The 16,003-nt window shown below is 73.0% G+C and carries 6 protein-coding genes and 1 pseudogene; 1 reads left to right on the forward strand and 6 read right to left on the reverse strand.

Annotated elements, in window-relative coordinates:
• Window positions 1-238: 238 nt before the first annotated feature.
• The gene (locus AB8735_RS07795; RefSeq protein WP_372406284.1) at window positions 239-787 is read right to left on the reverse strand and encodes an ALF repeat-containing protein; all 549 of its coding nucleotides are present in this window, start codon (window positions 785-787) and stop codon (window positions 239-241) included.
• A gap of 99 nt (window positions 788-886) precedes the next feature.
• A complete protein-coding gene (locus AB8735_RS07800; RefSeq protein WP_372406286.1) occupies window positions 887-2,584 on the reverse strand; it encodes a glycosyltransferase in 1,698 nt (565 codons plus the stop codon).
• Between the two features lie 282 nt (window positions 2,585-2,866).
• Between AB8735_RS07800 and AB8735_RS07805 the strand changes: the two genes are divergently transcribed.
• Window positions 2,867-3,268: a hypothetical protein gene (locus AB8735_RS07805; RefSeq protein WP_372406288.1), complete on the forward strand. Its 402-nt coding sequence runs from the start codon at window positions 2,867-2,869 to the stop codon at window positions 3,266-3,268.
• 114 nt (window positions 3,269-3,382) lie between these two features.
• Here the strand turns inward: AB8735_RS07805 and AB8735_RS07810 are convergent, their stop codons facing one another.
• The 4 genes and pseudogenes from AB8735_RS07810 to AB8735_RS07825 form a co-directional block, all read right to left on the reverse strand.
• Entirely contained in the window at window positions 3,383-4,390 is a 1,008-nt protein-coding gene (locus AB8735_RS07810) for an alpha/beta hydrolase (protein WP_372406290.1), read from the reverse strand.
• 67 nt (window positions 4,391-4,457) lie between these two features.
• Window positions 4,458-5,585, reverse strand: coding sequence for an alpha/beta fold hydrolase (locus AB8735_RS07815; protein WP_372406291.1), 1,128 nt, complete (start codon window positions 5,583-5,585; stop codon window positions 4,458-4,460).
• Window positions 5,582-7,852 carry a thioester reductase domain-containing protein gene (locus AB8735_RS07820; protein ID WP_372406293.1) on the reverse strand — a complete coding sequence of 757 codons (2,271 nt, stop codon included), beginning with the start codon at window positions 7,850-7,852 and terminating at the stop codon, window positions 5,582-5,584. Before AB8735_RS07820 ends, AB8735_RS07815 begins: the two co-directional genes overlap by 4 nt.
• 88 nt (window positions 7,853-7,940) lie before the next feature.
• Window positions 7,941-15,914 (reverse strand): annotated as a pseudogene (locus tag AB8735_RS07825) (HAD-IIIC family phosphatase); the annotation flags it as partial.
• Window positions 15,915-16,003: the final 89 nt, after the last annotated feature.

Raw genomic sequence — 16,003 nt, forward strand, 5'->3', positions numbered from 1 at the left:
CCCGGGATCCTCGACTGCGCAGCGGGCTCCGCGCAGGCCAGCACGGCAAGGAGCCGTGAACCCCCAAGCAGACGAAGATCTGCTGGTGAGCCACTCGGCAGCTTCTTTGTCAGGTTCCCTGCTTCCGGGCTTCCGAGGGATGACATGCCGGGGCGACGACGGCCGCCGCACAGGTCCCAGTCCGTGCGGCGGCCGCTGTGTGCGTCGGGGGGCAGGTCCAGGGCCCTGCCCCCGGCGACTACTTGCCGTACTTCTTGAGGAAGGCGGCCCGGTCGGCGGCGGAGCCGTTCAGCGCTTTCTGGGCGGCGTCGGAGGCCTTCCGGTCGAGCTTCTTGCCGGCGAGCATCGTGAGGATGGCGACGCTGTTGTCCTCGTCACGGGCGACGTACTGGGTCTTGGTGAGGAATGTGACACGGTCGGCAGCCGTGCCCTCCAGCGCTTTCCCGGCCGCCTCCTTAAGGGCCTTGCCCTTGCTGGATGCGATCACCCTGAAGATTTCGACGGTGTTGTCCTCGTCCCGGGCGAGGTACTGGCCCGTCTCCAGGAACCGGCGCAGGTCCGCGGCCGTGCCGTCGAGCGCCTTATTGGCCTCACGCTTGAAGCCCTCGCCCTTCTCCGTGGACAGCATCCTGAGGATGGCGATCCGGTCTTCATCCTCCTGCGAGGCGGCGCTCCTGGCAGTCGTCGCAGCGGCGGGAGACTGGGCAACGGCGGCGACCGCCGGAGTGGAGAGCAGGATGGCCGGCGCGACAACGGCGACCACAGCGGAGAGTCGAGTCAGTTTCACGGAAGGTCCCCCCATTTTCATCAGACAAATCCGAAAACTTCTTGATCACCATACGTCCATGCCGCGCCCGCCTGCCACGCCCCCCGTACCGGGGCCTGTTCATTCCCGCTCCACCGTGATCGACCACTTGCCCCGACAGGCGATCGCCAGCCACGACTGCTGCCGGGGCATCGCCATGGAGCCCCTCCCGGGCCCGACGGCCCCGTACCCCTTGAGCAGGCGCTGCGCCGGCTGGAACTGCGGGCCGAGCTGCTCCACGCACACCTCGCCCCTGCCCTCGTGCAGGAACTGCGCCCACGCCGTGCCGCCGCCCGTGTAGCGCACGATCTCCCAGCCGTTGCCCGTGATCGACGTCTCGAAGCACCGACAGCCTTCGGCGGACTCCAGCCACGCTTCCCAGTGCGTCTTCCCGCGCACCTCGAACCACGCGTCGGGCCTGCCGTCCTCCCGTACGGGGACGGCGAAGCGGGCCGTGAAGTCGCCCGGGATCCTGAGAAGTTGGTCCTTCGGCTTCACGGTGGCCGAAGGCCGGTTGCGCCTTCGTACCCGCCGCAAGGCGGTCTCCTTGCCGGGGTTGTCGGCCGTGACCCGGAAGACCAGGATCGCAGGCGCTGTCGGGTCGGGCCGCAGCAGCCCGAACTCGCGACGGCCCACACCGGAGGCCCGGGCCTCGGCCTCGGCCGGTGGCTGGTTCACCGGGTCGGCCACCGGCCGGGACACGGGAGCGTTGGAGACGCACCGCTCGCCCAGCCGTACGGCGTCGGCCGCGCAGACCGCGATCGTCCGGGCCGCTCCCTCCGGCGGTGACCACCGGACCTCGGCCGTAGAGGGGCCGTGACGCGGGTCGAAGAAACAGAGGGGGTGGCGTCGCGGGAGCGGCCGCCCCGCCAGGCGCGCGTCCACACAGGCGAGGGCGTGCCGCCCTTCGTCCAGGGCACGCAGGACGTCCTGGGCGTCTTCGCGGTTACGGTCGCCCACGAAGTCCCGCTTCGCCTGCTCGTACGCATCCAGGGCCCGCTCGTAGTCGCCTATCAGCTCCGGGCCGTGTTCGGCGTTCGGCACGAAATCGTGTGCGGCCAGCGCTTCACCGAACGCGGTGATTTCGGCACGGATCCGGGACAGGGCGGCGTCGTCGCGGCGACGCAGGCGGCTGCGTATGGCGTCGAGCATGGGCGGGGCAGACCTCGGCGGTTCGTATGACACAGCGACCACCCTGTCATCGCCGTGCTGGACGGCCGTCATGGTGTCGGCGATCTCGGTGTGCTTCGCCGTGAGTTGCAGGGTGCGGCCGAGGCCGCGTCGGGCGAATGCGGTGGTGTTGTCGGGCTGGTCGGCGAGAACGCCCATGCCCAGGGCGGGGGTTTTGCCCTGCACCGCGGCGAGCAGGGATGCGCGGCCTCCGTGTGTGACGAACAGGTCGGCGCGGTGCAGGAGCGCGGGCTGTGGGGCGCGTTCGACGACCTTGATGCGGGGGGGCGACGCGGGCGCGATGTCGGTGTCCCAGAGGTCCAGGAGCGCCGGGCCCAGGCCGTTGCCCGCCGCGACCACGGGCAGGTCCAGGACCTTCGCCGCGAGGTGCGCACCGAGATCGCTGCACTCGGCGATCACCAGGTCGGGCCGCGACCGTGTCCATGCGGCGATCAGGTCACGGGCTTTCGCCTCGGCCCGATCCGGCCGGAGCCGACCGAAGACATAGCGGTTGAACGGCGCGTTCCCGGATTCCTTCCAGATCTCACTTGCCGCTTGCTGAACGGCGGGGTCGCAGGTCCAGTCCGTTCCTGCCCTGTGGAACTCCACTCCTCTCCGCCATGCTTCGCGGCGGAACATGAGGGGGGCGTACAGCGCGACCTCGTGGCCCTGTTCAAGGGCCGGGCCGGTGACGTAATCGAGCGCGGCCCTGGGAACGCTCCGACCGGGAAAGGGCTTGTCGAGCGAACTTTTCCGATGGTTTTCGGGAGTCTCTTTCCGGCCGGGAACGCCCCCTGCGGAAGGGCGGATCACCCGTACCTGAATTGGCGTCAACTACCCTTGTTCCACTAGAATTTAGGCACACGCCAGCGCAAAGGAAGGGCGCCATCCATGGGCACCAAATTCATCGAGGTAGACGAATCCCACAAGGGTCAGCCCAACGTGGAAGAAGGAGTGAAGACGATCGAGGTCGGCAGTCAGACGATCACGACGCCGATTTACGTCCAGCGGATCGACTTCGACGACCTCGCCCCCGAGGTGACCGACAGCCTGACCACGGTCAAGTTCGCCGTGACGGTGGCCGAGGAAATGGAGGACCTGACGGGGGAGGTGGACGAGGACGGTTCCCCCGTGATGGAGATCAAGGAGATTCAGGTGCCCAAGTGGCTCGAAATCGACCTGGGGCCCGAATCCCTGAAGCAGTACGAGGAAGTGATGGCGCCCTTCTTCGCCGCCGCCCGCGAGACCGAGGCGCCGACCGTTCCTGCGCCCCGTAAGCGCCGGAAGAAGTGATCTCGTGCCCCTCTCCTGCCCTCAGGAGAGGGGCTTCGTTTTTCAGCTTTCGTGCTTCAGGTTTCGTGCTTCAGCTCTCGTGCTTCAGTTTTTCGTGTTTCAAGGTTTCGTGTTTCAGGTGAGGACGCGGCGCAGCCAGCGGAAGCGGGCGTTGCGGGCATCCTGGCTGAGGGACGCATGTGGTGCGAAGGTGTCGAAGCCGTGGAAGGCACCGGGCCATACGTGGAGTTCGGCCTGGCCGCCGGCCCGCCAGATCGCGTTGGCGTAGGCCACGCCCTCGTCCCTGAGGGTCTCGGCCGAACCGACCTCGATGTAGGCCGGGGGCAGCCCGGAGAGGTCCGTGGCACGGGCGGGGGCCGCGTAGGGCGGCAGGTCCGGGGCTCCGTACCGGTCGCCCAGCAGCGCCTGCCACGCGGTGGCGTTGGAGGTCCGGTCCCAGACGTCGAGGCCGGCCAACTGGTGGCCGGAGAAGGTGTTGTTGCGGTCGTCGAGCATCGGGCACAGGAGCAGTTGCCCGATCGGGGCGGGCCCGCCCCGGTCACGCGCGAGCAGGGCCAGCGCCGCGGCGAGTCCGCCGCCGGCGCTCTTGCCTCCGATGACGAGGCAGTCCGCGTCGATGCCCAGGTCGGCCGCGTGGGCGACCGCCCAGGTGAGTCCGGCGTAACAGTCCTCCACCGGTCCGGGGTACCGCGTCTGCGGTGCCAGTCGGTACTCGACGGAGATGACGGCCAGTTCGAGGGGGAGAGCCCACTCGCGGAGCAGCCTCGGCAGGACGGACCAGGCGTTGCCCGTGATCATTCCGCCGCCGTGCAGGTAGTAGAGCAGGGGCAGTGGCCCGGTGAGTCCGGCGGGCCGTGCGCTCACGAGCGTGACGTCCGGCCCTCCCGGTGCTCCCGGCACCCGCAGTTCGTCCACCTCGAACCGGCCGTCGGCCCGGAGCTCCCGGAGCGTCGGCCTGGGCCGGGCCGCGGCGTCCCGTTCCTGCAGGGCGGCGAGGTTCTCCGGGGTGACCGGCTCCCTCACCCCGTCCCCCAAGGACGCCAGTGCCGCCTTCAGTTCGGGGTCGAAGGGGGGTGGTGCGTCCCGAGGGGGCGTCGGGGCAGGGTTCGTCGCGGGGGCCATGTGCCGCAGTCAATCATCCGTCGGCCACGGCAGGGCAGGGCGCCCCGTTGTACGAGGCGCCCGCTCGTCATGCGGCGGAGACCGCCGCCGTCCGGCACTCGTCGAGGAAGTCGACGATATGGCCGAAGACGTCCAGGGCGGCGTTGCGGCCTATGAAGGTGTCGAGATGGCCGTAGCCCGGCACCTCGACGTAGCGGACGTCCAGGTCCGGGTGGCGGGTGGTGAGGAGCTCGTGGCAGAGCTTGTTGGAGTCGTACCAGAAGCGGTTGTCGCTGCCGGAGAGGAGGAGGAGCGGGGCCTCGATGCGGTCCGCGTCGTCGAGGGCGTTCTTCGGAAGGGCGTCGTAGCGGCCGTCGGCATCGTTGTGGCGCATCATCGTGTGGGCCAGCTCGATCTGGCGCAGGTGCGGGAGGATCCACATGGGGACCGTGCCGTAGAGGTCGGCTAGGCGGTCGTGGGTGCGGGTGTCGAGGTTCTCGTGCTCGAAGAGCGAACCGCCCACGCCCCACGAGTCGTTGTGCAGGATCTGGCAGGTGGGGTCCTTGCACTCGGCGCCTAGGGAGACCTCGGCGAAGATCAGGGAGTGCTTCGACCAGAGGCCCACCTTGCGGAAGTCGGTGGGGATGTTGACGAGGCGCGACCGCAGGAGCTCGCCGCCGAAGTGCAGGCGCATCCGGGTCTTCCAGGACATCTTGGGGGTGAGGAAGACGCCCTGCGCGACGACGCCGGCCAGTCCGGGGACGAGCCCGGCCGCCATGCTCAGGGAGAGGCAGAGCGCACCGATGCAGTGGGCGACGACCTGCAGGGGCTTCCCGCCGGTGCGTTCGCGGACGAGCGCCACCGCCTCGGGGATGTCGTAGAGCGCCACGTCGTCGAAGGTGTAGCGGACGCGGCCCTCGTTGTAGGGCAGGCGGCAGCTGCCGCGCCAGTCCAGCAGCCACGGCTCGTAGCCCGCGTCGAGCAGGACGTCGACCAGGTTCCGCGTCTCCGGCAGAAGGAACATGTCGGAGGACGCGGTCAGTCCGTGGAGGACGAGGACGGGCGGCCGGTCGGCGCCGTCGCCGGCCGAGACCCGGCACAGGCCGAGCTCGGTGCCGTCGGACGCGGTGAAGGGGATCTGCTCGATCGCGGCGCCGAGCCGTGAGTGGAGGGGCCTCGGTGTCAGGGGACTCGGTGTCAGGGGCCTCAGCGTCATCGGATCTGCTCCCTCTGCCTGATCAGCTTGCGGAATTTGCGCTGCATCTTGTCCTTGTCCCGGTCGATCGCGTCCCGGCGCAGGTCCAGCAGTTCGGCGCCGGCCCGCAGGGACGGCTCGGCCAGCCCCATGCCCATCTGCACGAAGAACCAGGACAGCCACGAGAGTTTGGCGAGCCGCTGCTCCTGCGAGGACAGCCGGGGGTCGACGCGGATGCCGTCGATCTGGTCGGGGAGGAAGCTCTTGCCGGGCACCTGGACCACCCCGGCGTAGCAGGCCGGTTCGCCCTCGCGGCCGATGGTGATCTCCAGAGTGCGGGTCTGCTTCCACAGGTCGCGCCGGGCGCGGGCGGTCTTCCAGCCCTCCAGCCACCACCGGCCGCCGTCGCGGTCCACCAGGACGAGCCGGTAGCGCAGCAGCGGGTGGTCGTTGCCGTGCCGGAGCGGGACGCCCTCGTCGGGCCGGACCCATATCTCGCCGTGGGTCACGGTCAGCGGCTCCGGGTGCACCCGCTCGCAGACGACCTGGCCGCGGACGTCGACCCGGCGGTGCTGGGCGACCTGGTACATGCTGGCGATGGAGAGGGTGAACGCCGTCCTGCACCGGGTGTCGGGCTCCTGGCCCACCGGTCCGACGAGGCCGCGCATCCGCTCGTCGAACTCCAGGTAGGGCGGGTCCTCGCGGCTGGGGAGCCGGGTGACGCCGTCCTCGGCCATCCGCTCGAAGGTCTTCAACTGGGCCTTGGCGTCGTAGCGTTCGGGGGCCGGGAGGCCGTGCCGGGCGAGGAAGGCCTCCGTCCGGTCGGCCGCGGCGGCGGGGCCGAACATCAGCGCCTCGAAGAGCTTCAGCGCGGTCGGGCTGCGCATGATGCGGACGATGGAGTCCAGCGCGGGGACCGGCTCGGCCTCGTGGCGGGCGAGCAGGTCGTCCTTCCAGTCCCGCCAGTTGGCCACGCGGACGTTCATCCCGGCGAGCTTCATGTCCTTGACGAGCTCGGGCAGCGTCTCCGCGCGGCCGGTGAGGTTGTAGTTGTGGCCCCACGCCTGCGGGTCGAAGACGATGGCGGCGGCGGTGCGGCTGACCCAGTCGACCGGCGCGAGGTTCATGTACTTGAACGCCGGGACGGTGCGGTAGCGGGAGATGGCGCCGATCAGTCCGGTGCTGAGGTCGCTCGGGTTGTACACACCGGTGCGGGTGTGGCCGCCGATCGCGCCCGGCCGCAGGAACGTCGCCGTCAGGCCGTGCTCGCGGGCCCGGCGCAGCGCCGCCTCGGCGGCCCACTTGGACTTGTCGTAGCCGGCGACCAGCCGGTCGATGTGGGCGACCGGGTCGTCCTCGCCCATCCTGGCGATGCCGATCTCGTTGAACACGGCGACGGACGAGACGTGGTGCAGGGGCTTGGGCCGGCCGGTCATCGCCAGCTCGGCCAGCTCCAGCGGGCCGCGGACGTTGGTCTGGCGCAGCGACGGGTAGCCGCGCAGGAAGTCGACCGCGGCGGCGACGTTGACGATCGCGTCGGTCTCCCGGGCCAGGGCCTCCCAGCGCTCCCCGGTCAGCCCCAGGCGGGGCTGCCTCAAGTCCGCCGCGAGGACGGTCACCCGCCGCCGGACCTCCGAGGACCAGGACTGGCCGAAGCTCTCCAGGGCCTCGCCGAGGCGCCGTTCGGCGGCCCGGTCGTCCTCGGCGCGCACCAGGCAGACCACGTGGGCGTCGCCCTGTCGCAGCAGGTCGAGCAACAGATGGCTGCCGAGGAAGCCGGTGGCGCCGGTGAGCAGGATCCGGCGGGGCGGTACGGGCTCGGGCCGGCTGCTCCAGGGCAGCCGGTCGGCCTGGGAGAGGTCGGCGAGGATCAGGTCGAGGTCCTCGTCCGTCCCGGCGGCCACCACGGGCAAGGTGGTCGCCGATGGGCTTTCCGCAGCCGCCGCTCGGTCGGGCAACCCGGCGGCCTTCGCCCAGCGCTGGGCGAGGCGGCGGGGGCGGGCGTCGGCGAAGACGTCGTCCAGGCTGACGGCCACGTCCAGTTCGCGGGCCATGACCGCGACGAGCTCGACGGCGTCCACCGAGGACATGCCCGCGTCGAACAGGTCCGTCTCGACGTCGGCCACGGGGCCCGCCAGGAAGCGGGAGGCCCGCTCCGCGATGGCCGCGGCGACCTGGTCGACCGTCCGGGGGCGCGCTTCGTGGCCCGCCGCGGGGGCGGCCGGCCGTCGGAGGCGGGCCAGCAGGTCGGACGCCTGGGCCCGGCCCGGGCCCCGTCCCTCGATCATTTCCTCCTCGGGCCGTCGGTCGACGTTCCGGTTGCGGCTGGTACCGCTTCCCTCAGGCGTCGCTGTTCCCTCAGGCATCGCTGTTCCCTCAGGCATTGCTGTCCTCCGCAGCCGAATTCGTTCCGGGGTCCCAGGAGCGGAACTCCCGCAGTCGTGCCGGTGTCACCGCCGTCTCCAGCCGCGGCGCGTCGGTGTCGCCGCCGCCGAGGCGGGAGACGAGGCGCCGGGCCGGGATGTTGCGCGGCGTGTTGTCCGCGATCAGGCGGACCGTGGTGCGGCCGAGGGCCTCGGCCCGGTCGGCCAGCCACTGGAGCAGCCGGTCCTCCACGCCGCGCCCGAGGACGCGGCAGCTCATCATCCAGGCGACCACCTCAAGGGCGTCCCCCTCGGGCCGGACGGCCAGGACGCCGATCTGTCCGTACGCGCCGAAGCGGTCGCGGGCGGTGGCCGTCCACACCTCTCCGCCGTCCCGCGTCAGTTGCTCCAGCCGGTCCGGGTCGAGCGGGAGGGGCCGCAGGTTGAACTGGTTGGTCCGCCGGCTCAACTGGACGGTGCGCTCGGCCGATTCGGCGGAGACGGGCTCGATGTCGAGTTCGAGCCGCAGGTTCTCCAGGAACTCGGCGAAGCTCGCCCCCTCGCGGGCCCGGCTGCGCACCTTCTCCTGGCGGTAGAACTCGGCCCGGGCGGCGTCCTCGGCCGTCGCGGCGCGCGGGACGGCGGGCCACAGCCGGGTGATGAACGCGGCCAGTTCGCCGGGCTCGGGGCAGGTGAGGGAGAGCACCTCGGGCAGCTCGGCGCGGACCGCGGCGATCTCCACCGGGTTGTCGTCGAGGAACAGGAAGCTGTCCAGTCCCAGCCCCAGCTCCTCGGCGATCCTCAGGATCCGGGTCCACTTGGGCTCCCACGCGGCGGAGACCGCCGCGAAGTGCTCGCGGTGCAGCGGGCTGTCCGGCCGGTCGAGGACGGCGTGCACCGTCTCCTCGTCGTTGTTCGAGACGAGGGCCAGCAGCACACCGGCGGCGCGCCATTCCAGCAGGCGCCGGGCGAGCAGGGCGCGGGGCCCGGTCAGGTCGACGGCGTCCGGCCCGATCTCGCCGGCCACGCCGCTCCACAGCGTGTGGTCGCCGTCGACGACGATCACCTTGGGCGGCCGGCGGCGGAGGGTGCGGACGACGTCGGCGAGGGTCAGGGCGACCACGGCCTGGAACTCCTCCCGGAACGGCAGGTGGGCCATGGTGTCGGTGTGCTCGTCGAACATCTCGTCCGCCGAGGCGTCGTCGGCCCACCGGTCGGAGGGCAGGACGGCGATGCCCGGCCTGTCGCGCAGCCGCTCGGTCACCGACTCCTCCCAGCGGCGGGCCCGTTCGCCGGCCGCGCGCTCCGGCAGGAAGGCGACGACGAGCGGGGCCTTGCCGCGCTCGGCGAGGGCCAGCAGGGCGGCCGGATACTCGTCGGCGAGCTCGGCGAGCAGGCCGTCGTCCTCCGGGGCGAAGCGGGTCAGGTCGCCGGCGCGCAGCAGGACGAGGCCGGCGGCGGTGGACGGGTCGGCGAGGACGCTGCCCGGGTCGTGCAGGCTCGCGAGGACCTGGTGGTAGGGGGCCTCGGCGACCTCGAACGGGCCGCCCTCCACCTCGGCGTCCTCCAGGGCGACCGACAGCATCGCGGGCAGGTTGCCCAGGGCGAACGTGGCCGCCACGGCGATCTGTCCGGCCGGACGCGCCCCGTCGGCAGGGGCCGCGGGGGCGGCGGGGAGGGCCGGGACGGCGGGGTCGTCGGCGAGCTCCGCGACGAGCGCGAGGTAGTCGCGGCCGAGGGCGGCGCAGCTCGCCTCGTCGAGGACGTCGAGACTGTGGTCGAGCCCCAGCTTCCCGAGGCCCGGCATCACGGTGATCATCAGGTCGAGGTCGGACCAGCCGGTGCCGGCCGGGAGGATCTCCAGGCCGGGCGCCGAACCGGTCTGCGGCGGCATGTAGTTGAAGTACACCTCGACCAGGGGCGCGTCCTTGCGGTACAGCCCCTCCGCGACGAGGGCCGGCATCGCGTCGAAGAAGGTGACGCCCCGCTCCAGCACCGCGCCGAGGCGGCCGTCCGTGCGCCGGAGGACGTCGTCGGCGGCGTCGCCGGGCTCGATCCGGGCGGCGAACGGGATGGGGAGGCCGAAGTAGCCGACCGCGTCGAGCGCGCCCGCGTGCATCCGGGTGTCCACCGGGACGGCGAGCACGAACCGGTCCCGCTCGCGGAGCCGGGCGAGGTGAACGGTCAGGGCGCCCAGCCAGAACGCGGCCGGGGTGATCCCGAGGCGGGTCGCCCGCGCCGCCACCCGCTCCTGGAGGTCCGCCGGCAGGTCCAGCAGGAGCATCGAGGAGCGGAAGGTCCGCTCCGCGGGCCGGGGCCGGGCCAGTTCGAGGTCGAGGCGCCGTGCTCCGGCGAAGTCGGCGCCCGGGGAGGGCGCTTCGCCGTCGGAGCGCGCGGCCTGGGCCCGCAGCAGCAGGTCGATGTCGCGGTTGGTGACGGCGTCGGGCCGCGGGGAGCCGCCGAGTTCGTCGCCCAGGGCGTGCGCCACCAGCATCAGCGACGCCAGGTCGGAGACCGCGTGGTGCGCGCCGAAGACGAGCACCTGGTCGCCGGAGGGCCGGGCGAGCAGCTCGAACCGCCACAGCGGGGAGACCGCCAGATCGAAGGGCGGCTCCATCAGCTCCCGCAGCCGCAGGTCGGCGTCGGTGTCCTCGGCCACCTCGGACCAGCGCAGCAGCTCGCCGGCCGGGGTGCGGCGGACCTCCAACTGCTGGCCGCCGTCGGCGTCCTGGACGATCGCGGTGCGCAGGGCCGCGTGCCGGGCGGCGAGCCGGGCGACGGCCCCGGCGAGGCGCTCCGGGGTTGTCGGGGCGGTGAGCCGGAGGGCCAGTCCGATGTGGTGCGTGACGGCCGGCGTGCCGTGCTGCTCGGCGCGCAGCAGACGGACGACGTCCCGCGTGGCGGGGTGGCGGACGACGTCCGCGACCTCCTCCGCCCCGGCGTCGTCGGACTCCTCGGCGGGCGCGGCCTGTTGGCCGTCGGCGCCCTCGATGAGGTGGTCGGCGATGCTCTCGACGCTCGCTCCGTTGAACATCAGGGCGACGGGCAGGGTCCGGCCGAAGTCCGCCTCGATCAGGCCGCGGGTCTGCATGGCCATCACGGAGTCCAGGCCCTGGCCGACGAGCGACGCGGTGACGTCGATCTCCGCGGGGTCGAAGCCCATCGCTCCGGCGAACCGGTACCGCAGCCGCTCCACCACCTCGTCCCTGGAGTCCGGGGACAGACGGGCCGCCGTCCCGGCCGCGGGGCCCGGCCGCCCGGACCGGGCGACGGCTGCGCGGCGGCGCGGCGGGACCAGCCCGGCCAGCAGCGGCGGCAGCAGGGCCGGGTCGGTCGTGCGCAGGACCGGAAGGTCGAGCCCGAGGGCGACGAGCAGCGCGTCGTCCGTCCGCGCGGTGAGCGCGGCGTCGAGGAGCGCCAGTCCCTGCTCGGTGCCCAGTGCGGTGACGCCGCTGCTGTTGATGCGGTCCACGTCGGTGCGTGCCAGGTGTCCGGTCATCCCGGTGGCCTCGGCCCACAGGCCCCAGGCGAGGGAGAGTCCGGCCAGGCCGTTCCGGCGGCGGTGCTGCATCAGCGCGTCGAGGAACGCGTTGGCGGCCGCGTAGCCGCCCTGGCCCGCTCCGCCGACGGTGCCGGAGACGGAGGAGAAGGCCACGAACGCGGACAGGCCGGCTCCGGCGGTCAGTTCGTGCAGATGCCATGCGGCGTCGGCCTTAGGCCGGAGCACGGTGTCGAGCCCCGCCGCGTCGATCGACTCGACGACACCGTCGTGGAGCACGCCCGCGGCGTGGACGACGGCGGTCAGCGGGTGCTCGGCGGGGATGTCCCGCAGGACGCGCTCCAGTTGGCCACGGTCGGCGGCGTCGCAGGCCCGGACGGTGACCTCCGCGCCGAGGGCGGTGAGCGCGTCCAGCAGGGCCCCGGCGCCCTCGGCGTCGGCGCCGCGGCGGGAGAGCAGCAGTAGGTGCCGGGCGCCGAGCCGGGCGGCGTGCCGGGCCACATGGGCGCCGAGCCCGCCCGTTCCGCCGGTGATCAGGACGGTGCCCGTGCCCAGGGCGGCGGCCGTGCCATCGGTGCGGTCGGCCGGGCGGCGGCGCAGGACGGGGGCGTACATCCTCCCGTCGCGGACGGCCAGTTCGGGCAGGCCCGAACGCAGGGCGTCGCTCAGCGCCGACCCGTCGGTGTCGGGGCCGTCGAGGTCGACGAGGACGACGCGGCCGGGGTTCTCCGTACGGGCGGCCCGGGCCAGGCCCCACACCGGGGCCTGGACGAGGTCGGGCTCCGCGCCGGGGCCCTCGGCGCCGGTCAGCACGGCGCCGCGGGTGACCACCACCAGCCGCTCCGCGGCGGGGCGGTCCTCCGCCAGCCACCGCTGGATGCCGTGCAGCGTCTCGTGGAGGACGGCCCGGGTGCGGGTCACGACGTCACCGGCGCCGGGGCCGGGGTCGGTGACCCCGAGCACCGTCGCCTCCGGCGGCGCGGCGGCCGGAGTCCCTTCGAACTCCGCCCATTCGACGGCCAGCAGCGCCTCCGTCCCGCCGTCCGCGGCGGCGAGGTCGCCCGCCGTCACCGGGCGCACCAGCAGCGCGTCGATGCGGGCGACGGGTGCTCCGGCGGGGTCGGCCGCCTCCACGGTGAAGGTGTCGTCCCCGGCCGGGGCGATGCGCACGCGCAGCCCGGCCGCGCCCCGGGTGTGCAGGGCGACCGCGCCGAAGGAGAACGGCAGCGGCGCCCGTCCGTCGGTGGCGTCCACCGCGGCGGCCTGCAACGCGGCGTCCAGCAGCGCCGGGTGGAGTCCGAACCGCGGCGCCTCCTCGGCCTGCCGTCCGGGCAGGGTGACCTGGGCGAGGATCTCGTCGCCGAGCCGCCACACGTCGGACAGGCCCTGGAACGCCGGGCCGTAGTCCAGGCCGAGTCCGGCCATGGCGTCGTAGTGGCCCGCCGCGTCCAGCCGGACGGCGCCGGCGGGGGGCCAAGTGGCGTCCCTCAGGGGGCTGTTCTCGCCGCGCTCGGGGGCGTCCTCGGTGAGGACGGCGCTCGCGTGGTGGGTCCACTCGGGCGTGCCGTCCGGCCCGCGGAGGGCGGCGTAGACGTCCAGCGGACGGGCGCCGTCCTTCCCCGCCGCCCCCACCTGCACCTGGAGGTCCACCTCTCCGTGCTCGGGGAGGGACAGCGGCGCATGCAGGACCAGGTCCCGTACCGACGGGCAGCCGACCTCCTCACCGGCGCGCAGGGCCAGTTCGACGAATGCGGTGCCGGGGAGGATGACGGTGCCGAAGACGGCGTGGTCCTCCAGCCAGGGGTGCGTGCCGCGCGACAGCCGTCCCGTCAGGACGGTGTCGTCACCATTGGCCAGCCGCACGGCCGCACCCAGCAGGGGATGCCGTACGGCGCCGAGCCCGGCCGAGCCGACGTCGGCGGTGGCCGCGCCGGCGGGCAGCCAGTAACGGCGGCGCTGGAAGGCGTACGTCGGCAGGTCCACCGGGCGGCCGCCGGCCACCCGGGACGACCAGTCCACGTCCACGCCCGCGACGTACACCTCGGCCAGACTGCACAGCAGTTGGGCGCGTTCGTCCTCTCCACGGCGCAGCGTGCCCACGGCGACCACGCCGGGCCGGGCCAGCGCGCCGGTCAGCACCGGGTGCGGGCTCGCCTCGACGAAGACGCGGTGGCCGGTGTCCAGCAGGTGCTGGAGGGCGGTGTCGAAGCGGACGGTCTCGCGGAGGTTGGTGAACCAGTACGCGGCGTCCATCTCCGCCGTGTCGACGATCCCGCCGGTGACCGTGGAGACCAGCGGGATCCGGCCGGACCGCGGCTCGATTTCCCCCAGGAGGTCCAGGAGTTCGGCGCGCAGGTCCTCGACCTGCGGCGAGTGGGAGGCGTAGTCGACGGCGACGCGGCGGGCCTGGACGCCGTCGGCCTCGCAGCCGGCCAGGAAGGCGTCCAGCTCGTCGGAGGCGCCGGAGACCACGACCTGCTCGGGGCCGTTGACCACCGCGATCTGAAGGCCGCCGGACAGGCGCCCGGTCACCTGCTCCGGCGGGGCCAGGACGGACACCATGCCGCCGCGCCCGGCGAGCCGCAGCAACGCCCGGCTGCGCAGCGCCACCACACGCGCCGCATCCTCCAGGGAGAGACCGCCGGCAACGCAGGCGGCGGCGATCTCGCCCTGGGAGTGACCCACCACGGCGGACGGGCGGACGCCCAGCGACTGCCACAGCTCGGCCAGCGACACCATCACCGCGAACAACACGGGCTGGACGACGTCCACCCGCTGCAACAGGGCTTCATCGCCGTCCCGGACGACATCCAGCAGCGACCAACCGTCCGCATACGGCTCCAACGCCGCCGCGCACTCCGCCATCCGCCCCGCGAACACCGGCTCGGACTCCAGCAGTTGGCGAGCCATCCCCACCCACTGGGAACCCTGCCCCGGGAACACAAAGACCGTGCCACCGGAACCAGCACGACCCTCCACCACACCCGCAACCGACCGCCCGGCAGCGAAGTCCCGGAGTTTTCCGGCCATTTCGCCACCGTCGTGCCCCAGCACCACGGCCCGGTGCTCCAGCACCGCCCGCCCGTGCGCCAGCGAGAAGCCGACGTCCACGGGCCGCAGCCCGTCCGCCGCCCCTGCCAGGCGATCGGCCTGGGCCCGCAGCGCGGCCTCGCTCCGCGCCGACAGCACCCACGGAACGACGCCGTCGGCCACCGGCCGGTCGTCCTCCACCGTGGGAACGGACTCAAGAATCACATGCGCGTTGGTCCCGCTGTAGCCGAACGACGAGACACCGGCCCTGCGCGGACGGCCGTCCTCGGGCCACGGCGCGTTCTCCGTGAGCAGCCGGACCTGCCCGGCGCTCCAGTCGACGTGCTCCGACGGCTCGTCGACGTGCAGGGTGCGCGGCATGATGCCGTGGCGCATCGCCTGCACCATCTTGATGATGCCCGCGACACCCGCCGCCGCCTGGGTGTGCCCGATGTTCGACTTCACCGACCCCAGCCACAACGGACGGTCGGCGGGCCGGTCCTGGCCGTAGGTGGCCAGCAGCGCCTGCGCCTCGATCGGGTCGCCCAGGGTCGTCCCCGTGCCGTGTCCCTCGACGACGTCGACGTCGGCGGTACCCAGCCGGGCACTGGTCAGGGCGTCGCGGATGACCTTCTGCTGGGCGGGGCCGTTGGGCGCGGTCTGTCCGTTGGAGGCGCCGTCCTGGTTGACGGCCGAGCCGCGTACCACCGCCAGGATGCGGTGGCCGTTGCGCTCGGCGTCGGAGAGGCGCTCCAGGACGAGCATCCCGACGCCCTCGCCCCAGCCCGTGCCGTCCGCCGCCGTGGCGTAGGACTTGCAGCGGCCGTCCGCGGCGAGGCCGCGCTGCCGGGAGAACTCGACGAAGACGCCCGGCGTCGCGAGCACCGTGACCCCGCCGACCAGGGCGAGGGAGCACTCCCGCGACCGCAGCGACGCCGCCGCGAGGTGCACGGCCACCAGGGACGACGAGCACGCCGTGTCGACCGTGACGGCCGGGCCCTGGAGGCCCAGCGTGTAGGAGACGCGGCCGGAGATCAGACTGCCGACGCTGCCGCCGCCGGGGTCGTAGTCGTGGTGGAACGAACCGGCGAAGACGCCGGTGCGGGTGCCCTTGAGGGTCTGCGGGTTGATCCCGGCGTGCTCCAGGGCCTCCCAGGACGCCTCCAGCATCAGCCGCTGCTGGGGGTCCATCACGGACGCCTCGCGCGGGGCGATGCCGAAGAACGCCGGGTCGAAGTCCGCGGCACCGCGCAGGAATCCGCCGGAGCGGGTGTAGGTCCTGCCCGGGTTGCCGGGCTCCGGGTCGTACAGCGCCTCGACATCCCAGCCGCGGTCGGACGGGAAGTCGCCGATGGCGTCCTCGCCCTTGAGGACCATGTCCCACAGGTGGTCGGGCGAGGAGACGTCACCGGGCAGCCGGCAGCTCATGCCGACGATCGCCACGGGCTCGTTGCGCTCGCCCTCGGCCGCCTGCAGGCGGCCGCGCGTGACGTGCAGTTCCTCGGACACGGCCTTGAGATATTTCAGCAGCTCGTCTTCGGTGGGCA

It is taken from the genome of Streptomyces luteireticuli (assembly GCF_041519305.1).
GTDB lineage: Bacteria > Actinomycetota > Actinomycetes > Streptomycetales > Streptomycetaceae > Streptomyces > Streptomyces luteireticuli.

Excerpts from the sequence above, each read along its gene's own strand:
- AB8735_RS07805 (WP_372406288.1), top strand. The coding sequence starts at position 2,867 with ATGGGCACCAAATTCATCGAGGTAGACGAATCCCACAAGGGTCAGCCC.
- AB8735_RS07810 (WP_372406290.1), bottom strand. The coding sequence starts at position 4,390 with ATGGCCCCCGCGACGAACCCTGCCCCGACGCCCCCTCGGGACGCACCA.
- AB8735_RS07815 (WP_372406291.1), bottom strand. The coding sequence starts at position 5,585 with ATGACGCTGAGGCCCCTGACACCGAGTCCCCTGACACCGAGGCCCCTC.
- AB8735_RS07820 (WP_372406293.1), bottom strand. The coding sequence starts at position 7,852 with ATGATCGAGGGACGGGGCCCGGGCCGGGCCCAGGCGTCCGACCTGCTG.